Source organism: Listeria monocytogenes, assembly GCF_013282665.1.
Classification (GTDB): Bacteria; Bacillota; Bacilli; order Lactobacillales; family Listeriaceae; genus Listeria; species Listeria monocytogenes_C.
This window is the reverse complement of the sequence record NZ_CP054041.1, coordinates 1,440,072-1,456,554: the sequence shown is the minus strand read 5'-3', so window position 1 is coordinate 1,456,554 and position 16,483 is coordinate 1,440,072. Positions and strand designations below refer to the sequence as shown.

Genomic DNA, 16,483 nt, shown 5'->3' with positions numbered 1-16,483 from the left:
TTTAAATGAACTAGGCTTTTTTGCTGTCTTCTTCTCGTTTCAACAGCGAATTGGCCATCATTTGGAAACAAAGAATTAAAATCATAAATACCACTAATGGAGGCAAAATTATCCAGAATTGATGATTGGTGAAAACGAATTTAGCATTTGCGATTAAACCAGATAGTTCAGGGATAACTGGATTCAGCATGCCGTCATCGGCTCCCATGATTGCCCCACCAATGAAAATGCCAAAGATAGCTAAATGAACAAACATTTGCAACGTTTGAATGAGCTGCTCAATCCAAATCAAAATTAATTTAGACCAGATTTGTGGATTGATATGCTTGGTTAAAATCCAACGAGCATTTCCACCAAAAACGAGCGCACTCAGGACAAATTCTTTTTTCAACACTTGGGAAATTTCACTGCTGATTCGGTTGGTTGTAATTGGCAACACGATTACCACCATGATTAAAATTTGGAAGATAATACGTGTAAGTAAGCTTGTTTCAAAAACGCCAGAATAGTTGATAAATTCGTTAACCATGATAATAAACACAAGTAAAGACAGTGGTAGATAATGCATCCCGTCCGCTATGCTTTGGACGAAATTGCGTGTTCGCGATTTGCTGAAAAATGCGAGTGGCACTGCCAAAACGTAGCCAATCACGACACGTAGCGTTGCGATGATGAAAGCTATAAGCAGCGTATATTTGATGCCGACGAGTAATTGGTCAAGAATGGAGTTGCCAGCTTGGTCGGTGCCTAGCCATACTTGCGCATTTGGTTTAAAGGGCGCCATATCGGTTACTCGTCCAGTCGCATCACTGATAAATTTAAGCGAGTTGATTTTGTCTCCCATCACCCCGTAAATAAGGCTTGCGATTAGTAAGATGCTAAGTGTTGCCAGCGGAATGCTGAAGGATGGTCGCTTTAGGAGCTGCCCGGTCGTTACTACCAAGTGGCGCCATTTGCTTTTAAGGTTTACTTTTTTCACAAAGGTTTTCTGGAAACTATTCCAGTGCAGCGGAATTCGGGTCACATTTGTGCTCTCCGTATTTTTCCCGCGGCTAATCCACAGGTCTATTAGTGCGTAAAAGAAGTAAAATGGGGTGAACACGAGTGCTAATACTAGGAAAATATTTAATGGGCTAAATCCCACTAGCAAGTAGTAGAGCACGCCTTCGATACCGAATAAAAATTCTACAACGAGGTAGGCGCTTAAAATAAACCAAACGATGGTTTTTGATTGATAAAATAGGCTCTGCATCATATTGGGTGTAGCATGGCGCAGTAGTATCGCTCTCTCGGTTAAACCTTTCCCGCGAGCCAATTGGATATAATCAGCCTGCCATTCATTTTCCATAAGAAGCATCATCATTTTGTAAAAGAGCACTGTTGGTACGATAGACAGGCAAACAATTGGTGCTGCATATATTTGCTCCCCATTTAAACTATAAAAATTCAAGGTGAACACGCCGGTTTGTTGATATATGTATACGACAGCCATTTGAATAAGGAAAATAAAGGAAAAATCTGGAAATGCTTGAAGTATTGATAGAAATCCGCTTAATCCTCGGCGCAACCATTTTGGCCCACGAAAGGTTGTGATTACTAATAGATAGGCAATAACAGCGGAAATTAGCAAGCTCGCTACGATAATTTTCATGGAGTAGAAATAAGGTCCGGCGATAAAATCCACCAAGGATATATGAAAAACTTCTGCGCTTCCTTGATAACTAATTTCCCATTTCGTTGGGTGCAAAATCGTTGTAAAAATTGACTTAAGAGCCTCCAAATACGTGCTTGATGACCAGGATGTTACTTTACTAAATATAGCGGGAACACAACTGATTAAAATAATTCCTAAAATTCCTAATAAATAATGTAGAAAAATTTTGACAATTCTTTTCATATGTATGTTTTCTCCCTTTTTCTAGCTTTCTCTTATGTATAAATCCAGGACACACCCCAAATGAGATATGCCCCAGATTCTATTTATTTTAAGTCCAAATGACTGATTTCATTGATTTTTTTAAGAGAAAATTCGCCATTTTGATATTCTACGATGCTAATACTTGTGTTCAAAATTCTTGGTGCTTCTTTGCGGTGATCTTCAATGGTTCCGCCTTGTAGCAAGTATAATAATAACGTAAGTGACATGCCGTGAGAAACAACGAGGATGTTGCCACTTGGATTTTCTGCAATGATTTTTTCGATGCCTGTGAGTAATCGTTCTGCAACTTCATAGTAAGTCTCGCCACCATTTACTTCGGCTTTGTAGGTTTCAGGGCTATGAAGAATTTTCGCGCGTTCTTCTGGGTGTTTTTCGTCAATTTCCGTTACCCTAACGCCTTCCCACGTTCCAAATCCCATTTCTTTTAGTTCTTCAAGAGGTTGAATGTCGATTTTACGGTCGCCAAGAATATAAGCCGCGGTATCTTGCGTGCGTTTACTAGTACTCGTATAAACAGCATCAATCTGCGTGTCTTTTAACACTTCGCCAACTGCTTTTGCTCCGTCAATACCTTCTGCAACTAGTGGCGAATCGCCCCACCCTTGCATTTGTCCAGTCATATTCCACTCTGTCTTACCATGCCTTACAAAATAAATTGTACGTAAACCTTCTGCCAAAATTCTACCTCCTAATTACACACTCTTATAAAATTGTATCATGAATAGGCATATTTTCAAGGTTTTCTTATTTATTTGTCCGTATCAAGTGGTTTTAAATGAGCTAAAATATCTTCGCGACGTTCTTCTAAGTGTGGTGGCAAATCAACATAGGTTCCGTGTTCTTTCGTGAAATCTGTCTGGAAACCAGGATCATCGGTTGCAAGTTCAATTAAAATACCATTACTTTCACGGAAGTAAAGAGAGTGGAAATAGAACCGATCTACATAACCTGAATTTTTATAGCCAAGATCTTGAATCATTTCTGTCCAGCCAATTAAGTCGCCATCTGACGGTACACGAAACGCCACATGATGAATCCCGCCAGCTCCTAGATTTCCTTGTTTTAAATCAGGTCGCGACTCCACGTGCACTTCGCCGCCAAGTCCAACGTCGCCAGTTTTGAATACTGTAACTAATTTATCATCATCTTCGTAGGCTCCAATCCGCTCGAAGCCTAATATTTTTGTCAAAAGGCGGTCTGTTTTTTCTTTTTTGAAAACGGAAAAGCGCACTGGCCCAAGTCCGCGAATCGCATATTCTGTTGGAACTGGGCCATCTTCCCAAGGAGATACCTCAGTTACTTGTGTGCTTGTTTCATCAGAAATTAAATTGACTGGTAAACCATCTGCGTCTTTTAGACGAATAATTTGGCGCCCGAATTGGTCAATTGGTTTACTGTGAAAAATGCGGTGCTCATCGAGTCTCTTATCCCAGTAGTGCAAGGCTTCATCACTTGGCACACGTAAGCTAAGGCTAGAAATCGCATTGCGTGATGGGTGGTTTTTAGCCATATTCGGAACTTCAAAGAAAGTTAGCGCTGTCCCCGGCGAGCCAATTTCATCACCGTAATATAAGTGGTACGTATATGGATCATCTTGGTTAACCGATTTTTTCACTAGTCGTAGTCCCATTATTTTAGTATAAAAGTCAAAGTTAGCTCGTGCATTTGCTGTAAAAATAGATACGTGATGAATTCCCGTTAATTTCATAAATAATCACTCTCCTAATTTTTTTAATAACTTAAGTAGTTCTTTTTGTTCGTCTCTTGTTAATTTATCAAATTGAGCTTGCTGAAAAGCTTCTTGTTTTGGAACGTTTTCGCGGTAACACGCTTGGCCTTTTTCTGTGAGGGTAATATGTTTTTCGCGTCCTGATTTTGTTCGCATGATATAACCTAATTGTTCTAATTTCGCGAGGAGTTGGGTAACATTTCCCTTCGTTACAACTAATTTTTCGGCAAGTTGTTGCTGTGTAATCTCTTTGTCTAAGCCAATTTGGGCAATGCAATCAAACTGCGCTGTCGAAATCCCTACCGCTCGCAAATTCTGATTGGTCAGCTTCATATTCCGATTATAAAAACGACTAAATCGAAACCAAAGCAAAACCCCTAGCCTTTCTTCTTTTTTCACCATATTTGTTCCCTCCTCTTGATATTATTAGTTTAGTGCTAAACTAAATTAAAAGCAAGAAAAAAGTCTAGCATCTGCTTACAAATAAATACTAGACTTATTTTTATAGCGAGGAATAAAAAACGTTAAAGTTTTATCACGATAAAAACTCGATGGCAATCCGTTTGTAAACATCCACCATCTCCAAATAATTCTCTATAGAAACATTTTCGTTTACTTGATGAGGCGTTTCGTTGCCTGGTCCAAAAATAATCACTGGGAATTGTTTCTTAGCTTTCGTAAATTCTGCTGCATCGGTTGTTCCGGAAATACCGAGTAATGGGATTTCTTCTTTAACAATGTCGCTTGCTACGCTCTTAGCAATGTGGACTAAATCAGAATTTTTATCACTAAATACTGGTTGTTTGTCATAATCAAATATTAATTCCAGATTCACATTTTCCTGTTTGTTTAACTTATTGATAATCTTCACTAGCACTTGTTTCACTGTTTCATTATCCATTTCCGGAATCGAGCGAATATTCCCTTGTAGTTGCGCTTTTTCCGGAATACTATTGACTTGATTTCCACCATTAATTACCGTGACATTATGGATAAAATCACCAAGTATTTCATTTGTCGCATGGATGGAAGCAACGTATTTTTCTATTTCATTATAAAACAACATCAAATTATCAATTGCATTCACACCATACTCAGGCATCGAACTATGGGCATTTTTGCCGGTGGATTTAACGGTATAATTAATGGAACCTTTATGCGCATATACGATTCTGTGTCCACTTGGTTCGCCGATAATCAAACCATCTAAATCATCTGCGTAACCTTTTTGCCTTAGTTGTTCTGCTCCAAGTTCGCCGACTTCTTCACCAACTGTTGCTAATAATCTGATCTTACCGTTTAGTTTTTGTTTTTCTTCCTGAAGTTCAATCATTGCAATAACCATCGCTGCTAGACCTGACTTCATATCTGTCGCGCCACGTCCATATAGTTTTCCTTCATGTTCTGTCGCTTCAAAAGGCGGGAATTTCCACTTAGACACATCCCCCGCATCAACTACATCCATATGCCCTGAAAATGCCAAAACCTTCTCGTAACTGGAACCAATTTCGCTTACTAGGCTTGCTCTGTCTACATCATAATCTACCTTTTCAGACTCAATTCCGTATCCAGCTAACAACTCTTGCAAATAGTCCGCAACTTGTTCTTCATGCCCATTAGTCGAATCAATATTTACCATGTCCTTTAAAATTTGAATCTTTTTTTGTTGATCCATATTTCACGCCCTCTTTCTATGAATTCCACTCTATATTTTCCCGTTCCATAAAAAGGCAAACTCATCCTCCCAATCTTCAAACAGAAAACGACTCAGCTACTGCATAATTTGCAGAAGCCAAGCCATTGATTGGATTATTTTTTTGATGTTTTTTGCAGAATAGAACTAAGTCCATTCCGATAAGAACTGCTCCTAGAAAAATAGGAAGCACATTCAATTCGTCCCCAGAAATTGGTAACTTGATGTTGACTTTATCTTCACTTGAACTGTTCGAATTATTTGTTACATCGTTAGTTCTATTTTCGTGTACATTAATTGAACTACTAGCATTTGGTTCTTCGTTCTCAGCGAGCTTAGCGTATAAAGTTATATTACCCGCAGGTATTTTATCTACTGCAAAATCTCATTCGTTCCCACCTGTTTTTGCATTATGTCATACAGAGAAAGTATAACCTTCTTTTGTTGGCATAGCTGATTCAGTTATTAATATTTCCCGTTGTAGTCGTTTCACCCACATCAAATGTAGTAATGTAATTCAACACCAGTTGCACAATACTCTCTACCCGTGCTTCCATCCCATGACTTGCACTTACCTATAAACTAATTCCCCAAATAGCTGCTACTACACATAAAAACATGTAGTAATGAGATTTTTCTCTGTTTGATTTTATCGTCCCCTTATAAGAGAGCAGTTGATTCCGATTCGATAAAAAATAAAAAGATAAGCAACAAATTACGTTACTTATCTTACTAGCGTATAAATAAAACTTATTTTTTTTTGAAAAAAACTCTTTTTTGTATCTCCTTAAACATAAGATAGCCATCGGTTTGTAAGTAAGGAATTGGTAATAAAGAATTTATAGCAATAAATAGGCTAAAAATCTTTATAAATATAAAATCAAACCCTATCCATATTCCCATTGTCAAATTAATAACAGCAGGCATCAATAGAATGAGTGCTTGCTTTCCTAATCCCCAATTTGAATCTTCTTCATAAGATACAGAACAGTTAATGACAATGGGTGAAATAGCGACTTTTCTTACATTAAGGAAGAAAAAGTTGCCTATTACGACCTTAGCTATCTTTCCCCTAAAAAGTAGGACAAAGAAAATGTGGACTAATTCATGCAAAACTAAGACTATAATCCAACTTTTATAAATTTCTAAAATCATTCTTCTTATCCCGGTAACTCATTAATAGTAATGTTAGCATAAACATGATAGCTGAAACCCCTAGTGTTGGAAGAATCATTAGCATACCTATATTATCTCCAATAATAACTCGACTTACTAACAAGCACGCAGGCATACTCAACAAAAAATCTAATATCATTATTACATAAATAAACCTTTTATTCTTTCTCGGTTTAAAATTTAAATTAGACATATCGTTTAAAAAGCCATTAATTAAACTAAATGATTTTCTTCCAAAAATAAAAATCAACACAGATACTATAAGAGAAAAAATTACTGATATAAGAAGTATTTTTGCTAAATTTTGTTTACAAAAAGCTACTTGCGAAACACTATCCACATAATTTGAGGCATATTGGTAGCTTGGTCCATGAACTTTTAAATAGTTTAAAAGTTCATGCTGGTTTTTATTAGCTAGTTTAATGGAAATAATAGAAAAATTAGGGTTATCATAATTTTCTTTTTCAAGCTTTAACAATATATTATTTAATTTCTCAGAAGCCTTATCATCAACCTCAACAGTTCCTTTACTCACTTGTTTGGAATAAGAGATCGCTGCTACTGGAGAGTTAACTATACCGACTATTTCATACAACTCATTTTCAAACTCTAATTTATTACCTATAGCTGATTCTTCACTAATATCATCACGGAAAAATTTTTTCAGTTGAGTAAAAGATAACGCTATTTCTTTAGCATCGTCTTTTGGAAAACGTCCTTTGGTTAAGTGCATTTTAGTAACAGGAAAAGCATTTACATAGTTAGGCGAGTCTGTAATTATTTCCGGAAGAGCCAAAACTTCAAACTTGGAATTATCCAAAACAAATTCATTTATATAGCTTTCATCTACAACATAAATTTGTTTGATATAGTCTTTGTTTTGTAATTCAATCAACTCATTTGTAGTGAGATGATTAGGTTCCTGAAATTCATCTTCAATTTCACTTTCTGTCATTTCAATATTAAAATATCTAGAATAATTCTCCGCAATATCCATCAATTCAAAGTTATAATCACTAGTTAAATTCTCTTCTATTGGAACGGAGCGTAAAATAATAGTGGAGGTAATATTGGTTAATAAGATAGTTAGTACTATAATAAACGCAAACATCAAGAAATTAAATTTTGAACTAAGTAAATATTTTAAAATTCTTCCGTTTGAAACAACTCTTTTACTTTTAACTTGAATCTCGTTCTGCTCTATTTCAATTTTAGAAGATACTTCTATCCTATCTTTATCTACAAAAATAGTTTTATCAAAAAAATGCTCCAATCGAGTATCGTGACTAACTAAGTAAATAATTTTCGTTTTTGCTAATTCACTTAAAATATTAGCAAGTATCTCCGAGGACTTGTTATCTAGATTATTTGTAGGTTCATCTAGAATAATTATAGGAGCGTCCAAAGCTAATGTTCTCACTAATTCTACTTTGACAAATTCTCCGCCGCTTAATAATTGGATATCTTTTTCTAAGTAGTAGTTATCTACAGAAAACAACTCGCAATACTTTTGTATTAAGCTCGGATTAGTTTTTGGGAAGTGTAAATATTTCTCTACACTAGTTTTATATTTCCAATTTTTTTGCGCAAAGTAAGCTACATCTTTTACTTTATTTGGGTTATTTTTTAATTCATTTTCAATAAAGGTTGCTTTTCCACTTCCGTTACTACCTGTAATTGTGTAAATACCCGGCTTAGTAATAGAAAAAATGCTAAATTTATTTATTTTATTCATATAATCGCCTTTCTAATGTTGTTTTTAATTATTAATGGTATGACGATGTAGGCAAAAAAGAAAAATATTATTACTACACCTATTATGGCGGTAATAAGCACCGAATGAACAATACTCCACATAATTAAAAGAAAAATAACAGTACTAATAACCGAAAAGATTTTAAAGTTTGTAATGAGATACGTTTTTTTTCTGAATTGAAGTAGCTCTTTTTCATTATAGCCATAGTAAGCCAATGTACTATAACTATTTTTATAACTAACCTCATACATAATTAGTAAAATTAATAATACTAAGAGTAGTAAGCATATAAGAAGTGCTACTTTTTTAATCAGCATAACTGCATTACTGTATTGATTAACCTCAGCGTTTAATAACTCTGGTTCATATCCTTTAATAAATATTTTTTTAGCATATAGTTTATTTTCTGCTAAGAAATCATAAAATGATTCTTGATTTTTTAATTGCACATATGCTTCTGTAATTAAAACATCTTGTTGATTTACTTTTTTCACAATTCGCGTATAAACACTAGGATTAAATTCTATTTCTACCTGATTTGATTGCAAAGTATCATTATAATGAAGTTCAAATCCTAGCTGCTTAATTTTAGCTTTTTCCATTTCTGTTAAAGTTAAACTTTTAGGAACGCAGAAAGATGGACTGTCACTATTTTTATAGTAATTTTCGTCATTACTAATGAATTCTGTCTCTACATTCAACTTTAAATCTCCACGTAAAGCTTCCATCATTGCAGCTTTAATATTGATAAATTCTTTTGTTTTTGGATTATATAACTCTAAATATATTAACTTTTGATAAGTATCTTTTTTCAAATTAATCGCTTCTTCATAATACTCATCTTCATTAATGCGTGTTTCTTCTGTGAAGAACTTAGCTTTATTAAATTTAGTTGCTGATTGTATAAGCATCGTATTAATTGCTTCATTATTGTCATAAGAAGAAGCATTAGTGCTGTATAGTGTAGCGAGTTGATATGTGCCTTTTTCGTTAGAAGGACTTGTTTCTTCGGCATTGGTTTTCAGTAAAATCACTAAAAAAATAGCGAAAATCGTCATACAAATTAAATAGAAGATATATAAGAAATAAGTCCTTCTAGGTTTAATTTTGATAATGCGCTCTTTCGAACTTTCTTTATTAAAGCTGAAACTATCTGCTTCATAACATTGATTCTTCATTATTTCTATTTTTTTATCATATTCAGTAAAACGATCATCATGCGTAATTAATAGTATTATTTTAGATTTTGCCGCTTGATAAATAATTTGTTTTGCTTTCTCAAATACATCAATATCTAAGTCATTTGATGGCTCATCTAATATCAATACTTCTTGATTTGACAAAATAGCTCTTAGAAGGTTAACTAATCTTTTTTCTCCCCCACTGAGATATTTACTTTTTTTAGTTATTAAATAGTCTAATTGATGTTCTTCTAGAAAATTAATAACCGTTTTTTCTGCGATTTCGTTCATAGTAATATTGGTTAAAACCGTTTCATACTCCAATATTTGATTATCATCTTGCTTCATCATGCAACTAATACTTCTGTTATCTTGAAGTATTTTCTTAGCTAATGTTGTTTTCCCTACTCCATTTGCCCCAATAATTATCTATAATCCGTTTTTAGTTATATTCACATTGATATATCCTTTTATTTTCTAGATGAATGAAGAGCCTTGTTGTTATTGTTAAATTACGAATAAATCTACAATAAGTTGTGATTTTACATTTTTATTATTTTTCTTTTCTAATTTATATGAAAATTTATCTTTTCCGCCTGCATAGTGACCATAAAATTCCCCGTAGTATGTATTATTTCTTGATGTATATCCATCCTTATACATTAATACATACCTATCATTATTTTTTTTGCTGTATATACTATACTTTGTCTTAACAGTTCCAGAAGTTTGGTTCACACCATACTTCACACTGCCCTTTGTCCAATGCTTCTTTGTTTCTATTGCACAAACAGTTTGATTTTTTTGAAATCCAGTTTTCCACTGGGAACTAGAATCCACTCCTCGAACATTATATCTATTCTGGGTGATGTTTACTGATAAACTAATCACAGAAACTAATAAGCCTGCTATAGCAATAACAATTGCCCATGTGACACGTGTTTTTTTCATGTTGTTTCCTCTCTCTAGTTCGCTCTCCATTCATCTAAAAAATTGTATCATAGCAATTTGTGAAAAACAATACATAAGAGCAATTAGACCTAATTATTTTAGAATTTTCTATCTAATTATTAATATTTTTAAATTTAATCCATGCTAAAAGATAAATACTTCGCTTTTACATTCATAAAAAAACAGCCCCGCCAAAGCGGGGCTGTACTCTACCTATTAATCTAAATCTTCACCATTTGTTTCAATTACTTTTTTATACCAGAAGAATGAATCTTTGCGGGAGCGTTCTAACGTTCCTTTGCCCCAGTCATCTTGGTCTACGTAGATGAAGCCGTAGCGTTTGGACATTTCGCTTGTGGAGGCACTTACTAGGTCGATTGGACCCCAACTTGTGTAACCCATTAAATCTACGCCGTCTGCAATTGCTTCTTTCATTTGTTCGATATGTTTACGCAAGTAGTCAATTCGGTAATCGTCATGGATTTTCCCGTCTTCTTCCACTGTATCATAAGCGCCTAAGCCATTTTCCACGATGAAAAGTGGTAATTCGTAGCGGCTATAAAGATCATTTAGTGTCCAGCGTAAGCCTTTCGGATCGATTTGCCAACCCCAATCGGACGACTCCAAGTATTCATTTTTCACGCCGCCCATTAAGTTCCCGGCAGAGCGGTCGCCTTCTGGGCTAGCTGTTGCGGATAGGGACATGTAGTAGCTGAATGAGATGAAATCAACAGTGTGTGCTTTTAAGATTTCGTCATCGCCAACTTCTTTTACGATGTGAATGTCGTTTTCTTGGAAGAAACGGTTCATGTAGCTTGGGTATTCACCGCGAGCATGGACGTCAGTGAAAAATAGGTTTTGTTGGTTTTCATATTGTGCTCTTAGGATATCATCTGGGTTGTTAGTCGCAGGATAAGTCGCCATACGCGCTAACATACACCCAACTTGTGATCCAGGAATAATTTCATGCGCCAATTTTGTTGCAAGAGCACTGGCTACGAATTGGTGATGTCCTGCTTGATAAGAAAGTTCAAGTGGATTCTTCGCGTCTTCTAAAAGCACGCCCCCACCAGTGTATGCGCTAAGTGAAATAACATTGATTTCGTTAAAAGTTAACCAATATTTTACTTTGTTTTTATAACGTTTGAAAACTGTTTCTGCATAGTTCGTGAAAAATCCGATAACGCGACGATCAGCCCAGCCGTTATATTTTAAAGTAAGATTTAGTGGCGTTTCATAGTGAGAAAGCGTCACAAGTGGCTCAATGTCATATTTTAATAATTCATCAAACACTTTATCATAAAATTCAAGCCCTTTTTCATTCGGCTCTTTGTCATCACCATTCGGGAAAATACGTGCCCAGTTTAATGATAAGCGGAATGTTTTAAAACCCATTTCGGCAAATAAAGCAATGTCTTCTTTATAGCGGTGATAAAAATCAACACCCTCCCGTTTAGGGAATCTGCCTTCTACTTTCCCAGCGATAATTGCTTCGATTTCTGCTTTAGATACATCTAATGCATGATCTTGTGTGCGTTCTTCTTTGGGAATGAATTTGACCATATCTGCTGTGGAAAGGCCTTTACCATCTATATCGTAAGCGCCTTCAACTTGGTTCGCAGCAGTTGCTCCACCCCATAAAAATCCTTTTGGAAATTGTTTTTTCACTTCAGTCATTTCGTTCGCCCCTTCCGGCTAATTTCTTCTACTTTTTTAGTCTACTCTGTGTAATGCATTACAGGTCAAGAAGAAATTTTCTTTAGTAATAAAAGGGCTTCAGGAACATCGGCTAAGTCCCAAACCGGGATAACAAATGGTGGCGCGACAAGAGGGAGACGCTCATCTTGCAAACAAACTTCTGGATTTTGCAGCCATATCGCATGGATTCCCGCACGATTTGCGCCAATAATATCACTTTCGAATGTATTTCCTACCATGACTGCTTCCGTTTTATCAATTTGAAGAGCATTTAGCGCAAAGTCAAAAATAGTTTTGTCTGGTTTTTCCATTTTTCCTGGTTGTAATTCGGAATTGGATGCGTAAATGAAGTCAAAATAATCGATGATATCAAAATTGGTTAATACTCGCTTAACCACTTCTGTGTCACTCGTTGCGGTGTTGCTAAGAATGGCTTGTTTGAATCCGAGTTGTTTTACTTTTTCAAGCGTTTCTTTAGCATTTTTCCGTAGCACTACTTCTGGATAAGTATCGAGAGGGTGATGGTCGTATCTTGTGTTTGGTACGGTATTTAATGTTTCGCCCATATCCCAAATAACATGTGTAATCAAATCACTTCACTCCTTTTTCTAGAGTATAACAAAAAAAGCCAAGTGTACGCGAACGGCACACTTGGCTTTGTAAGATTAAATATTTGTGATTTCGTCAGTTACTTCAGCTGTTTCCTTGATAACTTCGGATTTCAGTTTGCGGTAACGACCAATACCTGTACCAGCTGGAACAAGTTTACCTAGGATAACATTTTCTTTCAGTCCCAGAAGTTCATCACGTTTTCCTTTGATTGCAGCATCTGTCAAGACACGAGTTGTTTCTTGGAATGATGCAGCAGACAAGAAGGAGTCAGTTTCAAGGGAAGCTTTTGTGATCCCTAGAAGAACTGGACGACCTGTTGCTGGTTGGCTACCACTTAAGATAGCATCGCGGTTGGCTTCTGTAAACGTATGAATATCCATTAATGTACCTGGTAAGATGTTTGTATCACCAGTATCCATTACGCGGATTTTACGTAACATTTGACGAACCATTACTTCAACGTGTTTATCGCCAATTTCTACCCCTTGCATACGGTAAACTTTTTGTACTTCTGCAAGTAGATATTCTTGAACGGATAATACGTCACGAACACGAATCAAGGCTTTAGGATCCACAGAACCTTCAGTTAGAGCTTCCCCACGTTCTACGATAGTTCCTTCTTCTACACGCAGGCGAGCAGTGTAAGGAATGTTGTAAGAACGGCGGTCATCTGTACCTTGGATAGTGATTTCTTGTTGACGATCACGACCTTCTTCGATAGAAACAACTTCACCGCCAACTTCAGTGATGATAGCTTGCCCTTTCGGATTACGTGCTTCAAAAATTTCTTGAATACGTGGAAGACCTTGCGTGATATCGTCTCCGGCAACCCCACCTGTATGGAAAGTACGCATAGTAAGCTGAGTTCCTGGTTCCCCGATGGATTGGGCAGCGATGATACCAACTGCTTCTCCAACTTCGACTTCTGTACCAGTTGCCAAGTTTTTACCATAACATTTTTTACATACGCCATGTTTTGTATTACATGTGAATGCAGAACGGATAGTTACTTCTTCAATTCCAGCGTCAACGATTTGAGTGGCAATTGCTTCTGTAATTAAGTCGTTTTCACGTGCAATAACTTCTTTTGTTTCTGGGTGGCGAATTGTTTTACGAGAATAACGACCTTCTAGACGTTCTTCAAGTGGTTCGATGATTTCAGTACCTTCACGAATAGCCTTAATTGTAAGACCGCGGTCAGTGCCACAATCGTCTTCACGAATGATAACATCTTGAGCCACGTCAACAAGACGACGAGTAAGGTAACCGGAATCGGCTGTTTTAAGGGCTGTATCGGTAAGACCTTTACGCGCACCATGGGTAGAAATGAAATACTCTAAGACCGTTAAACCTTCACGGAAGTTAGATGTAATTGGCAATTCTACGATACGTCCGGATGGGTCAGCCATCAGTCCACGCATACCAGCAAGCTGTGTAAAGTTGGAAATGTTACCACGAGCTCCGGAATCTTGCATCATGAAGATTGGATTTAAGCGGTCCAAACTCAAGATCAGTTTTCCTTGGATTTCATCTTTGGCAGCGTTCCATACACCGATAACGCGTTCGTATCTTTCATCATCTGTAATCAGACCACGACGGAATGATTTAGTGATTTTTTCAACAGTATCATGTGCTTTTTCAAGAATTTCATGTTTTTCTTCAAGTGTTAAGATATCCGCAATACCTACTGTCATGCCGGCCTTAGTCGAGATTTTGAAACCAAGATCTTTCATACGGTCAAGCATTTTTGAAGTTTCGGTAATATGGAATTTCTTGAAGACTTCCGCGATAATGTTACCGAGGATTTTCTTCTTGAATGGATCGATTAGTTCTTGTGCAGCAATATGCGCGCGAACATCTGTTGTAGTATCAACGAAATATTTCGCTGGTGTTTCGATTTCTAAGTTGAATTTCGTTGGTTCATTAATATAAGGGAACGATTTTGGTAAGATTGTGTTGAAAATCAGTTTACCCACAGTCGTAATTAATAATTGCTTGCGTTGTTCATCAGTGAAACGTTCATTTGGAATCGAACCAGCAAATACAGCAATACGAGAATGTAAGTGTACATAGCCGTTTTGATACGCAAGTTGCGCTTCATTGATATCTTTGAAGATAGTACCTTCGCCGACAGCATTTTCACGTTCTAAAGTAAGGTAGTAGTTACCTAGCACCATATCTTGGGAAGGTGTTACAACTGGTTTACCATCTTTAGGGTTCAAAATGTTTTGAGCTGCAAGCATTAAAATACGTGCTTCAGCTTGTGCTTCTGCGGATAAAGGAACGTGAACCGCCATTTGGTCACCATCAAAGTCAGCGTTGTAAGCTGTACATACAAGAGGGTGAAGACGGATTGCGCGACCTTCAACTAGCGTTGGTTCAAATGCTTGAATACCAAGTCTGTGAAGCGTAGGCGCCCGGTTAAGTAATACCGGATGTTCACGGATAACTTCTTCTAATACGTCCCAGATTTCTGGAGCCATACGTTCGATTTTACGTTTAGCGCTCTTAATGTTGTGTGCTAAACCGCGTCCAACTAGTTCTTTCATAACAAATGGTTTGAATAATTCAAGTGCCATTTCTTTTGGAAGACCACATTGGTACATTTTTAAGTTAGGTCCAACTACGATAACGGAACGACCAGAATAATCGACACGTTTACCTAGTAAGTTTTGACGGAAACGACCTTGTTTCCCTTTAAGCATATGAGAAAGGGATTTAAGCGGACGGTTACCTGGACCTGTTACTGGACGACCACGACGACCGTTATCAATTAAAGCATCGACAGCTTCTTGTAGCATCCGTTTTTCATTTTGCACGATAATGTTTGGTGCACCTAAATCAAGAAGGCGTTTCAAACGGTTGTTCCGGTTGATTACCCGACGATATAAGTCATTCAAATCACTTGTTGCAAAACGGCCACCTTCAAGTTGTACCATTGGACGAATTTCCGGTGGGATAACTGGTAGCACATCAAGTACCATCCAGCTTGGGTTGTTGCCGGAATTACGGAAAGCTTCCATAACTTCCAAACGACGAATTGCACGAGTACGACGTTGACCTTGTGCAGATTTTAGTTCTTCTTTTAAATCATTTGTTTCTTTTTCTAAGTCGATATCGGCTAAGATTTTTTTGATAGCTTCTGCGCCCATACCAGCTGAGAAACCTTTACCATATTTTTCGCGATAAACGCGGTATTCACGTTCAGATAAAAGTTGTTTCTTTTCAAGTGGAGTATCGCCTGGTTCTGTAACCACATAGGATGCAAAGTAGATAATTTCTTCTAGTGCACGTGGGGACATATCCATAACAAGACCCATACGGCTTGGAATTCCTTTGAAGTACCAGATGTGAGAAACAGGAGCTGCGAGTTCAATATGGCCCATACGTTCACGGCGCACTTTTGATTTCGTTACTTCTACTCCACAACGGTCACAAACTACGCCTTTATAGCGAACACGTTTGTATTTACCACAAGAACATTCCCAGTCTTTCATTGGTCCAAAAATTCTTTCACAGAATAAGCCGTCACGTTCAGGTTTCAGCGTTCTGTAGTTGATGGTTTCAGGTTTTTTTACTTCACCGTGAGACCATGAACGAATTTTATCTGGAGATGCCAGACCGATTTTCATATACTCAAAATTATTAACATCTAACAAGTGCCCAACCTCCTAAATTAGTTTGGAGCATTCGCTTTAGGAAGTGCTTGAGGATTCCCGCACACTTCCCAGACTTTTAGGGAAAGCCT

12 protein-coding genes and 1 pseudogene are annotated in these 16,483 nt (G+C 36.8%); all 13 read right to left on the bottom strand.

Annotated features, from left to right (window positions below; genetic code table 11):
* Nucleotides 1-10: 10 nt before the first annotated feature.
* A complete protein-coding gene (locus tag HRK21_RS07325; protein ID WP_070005909.1) occupies nt 11-1,897 on the bottom strand; it encodes an ABC transporter permease subunit in 1,887 nt (628 codons plus the stop codon).
* Nucleotides 1,898-1,980: 83 nt separating this feature from the next.
* Complete coding sequence (locus tag HRK21_RS07320) at nt 1,981-2,616, bottom strand: histidine phosphatase family protein (protein WP_069887649.1); 636 nt, start codon at nt 2,614-2,616, stop codon at nt 1,981-1,983.
* Nucleotides 2,617-2,687: 71 nt separating this feature from the next.
* Nucleotides 2,688-3,647 carry a ring-cleaving dioxygenase gene (locus tag HRK21_RS07315; protein WP_069887650.1) on the bottom strand — a complete coding sequence of 320 codons (960 nt, stop codon included), beginning with the start codon at nt 3,645-3,647 and terminating at the stop codon, nt 2,688-2,690.
* Between the two features lie 6 nt (nt 3,648-3,653).
* The gene (locus tag HRK21_RS07310; protein WP_069887651.1) at nt 3,654-4,070 is read right to left on the bottom strand and encodes a MarR family winged helix-turn-helix transcriptional regulator; all 417 of its coding nucleotides are present in this window, start codon (nt 4,068-4,070) and stop codon (nt 3,654-3,656) included.
* Between the two features lie 133 nt (nt 4,071-4,203).
* Nucleotides 4,204-5,343, bottom strand: a complete 1,140-nt coding sequence (locus HRK21_RS07305) for an ArgE/DapE family deacylase (protein WP_070005908.1) — start codon at nt 5,341-5,343, stop codon at nt 4,204-4,206.
* Between the two features lie 76 nt (nt 5,344-5,419).
* Nucleotides 5,420-5,830, bottom strand: a pseudogene (locus HRK21_RS07300) (InlB B-repeat-containing protein); the annotation flags it as partial.
* 281 nt (nt 5,831-6,111) lie between these two features.
* Nucleotides 6,112-6,516, bottom strand: coding sequence for a hypothetical protein (locus tag HRK21_RS07295; RefSeq protein ID WP_070005907.1), 405 nt, complete (start codon nt 6,514-6,516; stop codon nt 6,112-6,114).
* The gene (locus HRK21_RS07290; RefSeq protein WP_070005906.1) at nt 6,497-8,272 is read right to left on the bottom strand and encodes an ATP-binding cassette domain-containing protein; all 1,776 of its coding nucleotides are present in this window, start codon (nt 8,270-8,272) and stop codon (nt 6,497-6,499) included. The genes HRK21_RS07295 and HRK21_RS07290 overlap by 20 nt, the downstream gene beginning before the upstream one ends.
* A complete protein-coding gene (locus HRK21_RS07285) occupies nt 8,269-9,903 on the bottom strand; it encodes an ATP-binding cassette domain-containing protein (RefSeq protein WP_309148147.1) in 1,635 nt (544 codons plus the stop codon). The genes HRK21_RS07290 and HRK21_RS07285 overlap by 4 nt, the downstream gene beginning before the upstream one ends.
* A gap of 78 nt (nt 9,904-9,981) precedes the next feature.
* Complete coding sequence (locus HRK21_RS07280) at nt 9,982-10,425, bottom strand: hypothetical protein (RefSeq protein ID WP_003728067.1); 444 nt, start codon at nt 10,423-10,425, stop codon at nt 9,982-9,984.
* Between the two features lie 216 nt (nt 10,426-10,641).
* Nucleotides 10,642-12,102, bottom strand: a complete 1,461-nt coding sequence (locus tag HRK21_RS07275) for a glycoside hydrolase family 1 protein (RefSeq protein ID WP_069887656.1) — start codon at nt 12,100-12,102, stop codon at nt 10,642-10,644.
* 65 nt (nt 12,103-12,167) lie between these two features.
* Nucleotides 12,168-12,713 carry an HAD family hydrolase gene (locus HRK21_RS07270; RefSeq protein WP_003737977.1) on the bottom strand — a complete coding sequence of 182 codons (546 nt, stop codon included), beginning with the start codon at nt 12,711-12,713 and terminating at the stop codon, nt 12,168-12,170.
* A gap of 75 nt (nt 12,714-12,788) precedes the next feature.
* A complete protein-coding gene (rpoC, locus tag HRK21_RS07265; protein ID WP_003729180.1) occupies nt 12,789-16,394 on the bottom strand; it encodes a DNA-directed RNA polymerase subunit beta' in 3,606 nt (1,201 codons plus the stop codon).
* Nucleotides 16,395-16,483: the final 89 nt, after the last annotated feature.

Coding starts and splice junctions, on each gene's coding strand:
- HRK21_RS07325 (WP_070005909.1), bottom strand. CDS start 1,897: ATGAAAAGAATTGTCAAAATTTTTCTACATTATTTATTAGGAATTTTA.
- HRK21_RS07315 (WP_069887650.1), bottom strand. CDS start 3,647: ATGAAATTAACGGGAATTCATCACGTATCTATTTTTACAGCAAATGCA.
- HRK21_RS07310 (WP_069887651.1), bottom strand. CDS start 4,070: ATGGTGAAAAAAGAAGAAAGGCTAGGGGTTTTGCTTTGGTTTCGATTT.
- HRK21_RS07305 (WP_070005908.1), bottom strand. CDS start 5,343: ATGGATCAACAAAAAAAGATTCAAATTTTAAAGGACATGGTAAATATT.
- HRK21_RS07295 (WP_070005907.1), bottom strand. CDS start 6,516: ATGATTTTAGAAATTTATAAAAGTTGGATTATAGTCTTAGTTTTGCAT.
- HRK21_RS07290 (WP_070005906.1), bottom strand. CDS start 8,272: ATGAATAAAATAAATAAATTTAGCATTTTTTCTATTACTAAGCCGGGT.
- HRK21_RS07280 (WP_003728067.1), bottom strand. CDS start 10,425: ATGAAAAAAACACGTGTCACATGGGCAATTGTTATTGCTATAGCAGGC.
- HRK21_RS07275 (WP_069887656.1), bottom strand. CDS start 12,102: ATGACTGAAGTGAAAAAACAATTTCCAAAAGGATTTTTATGGGGTGGA.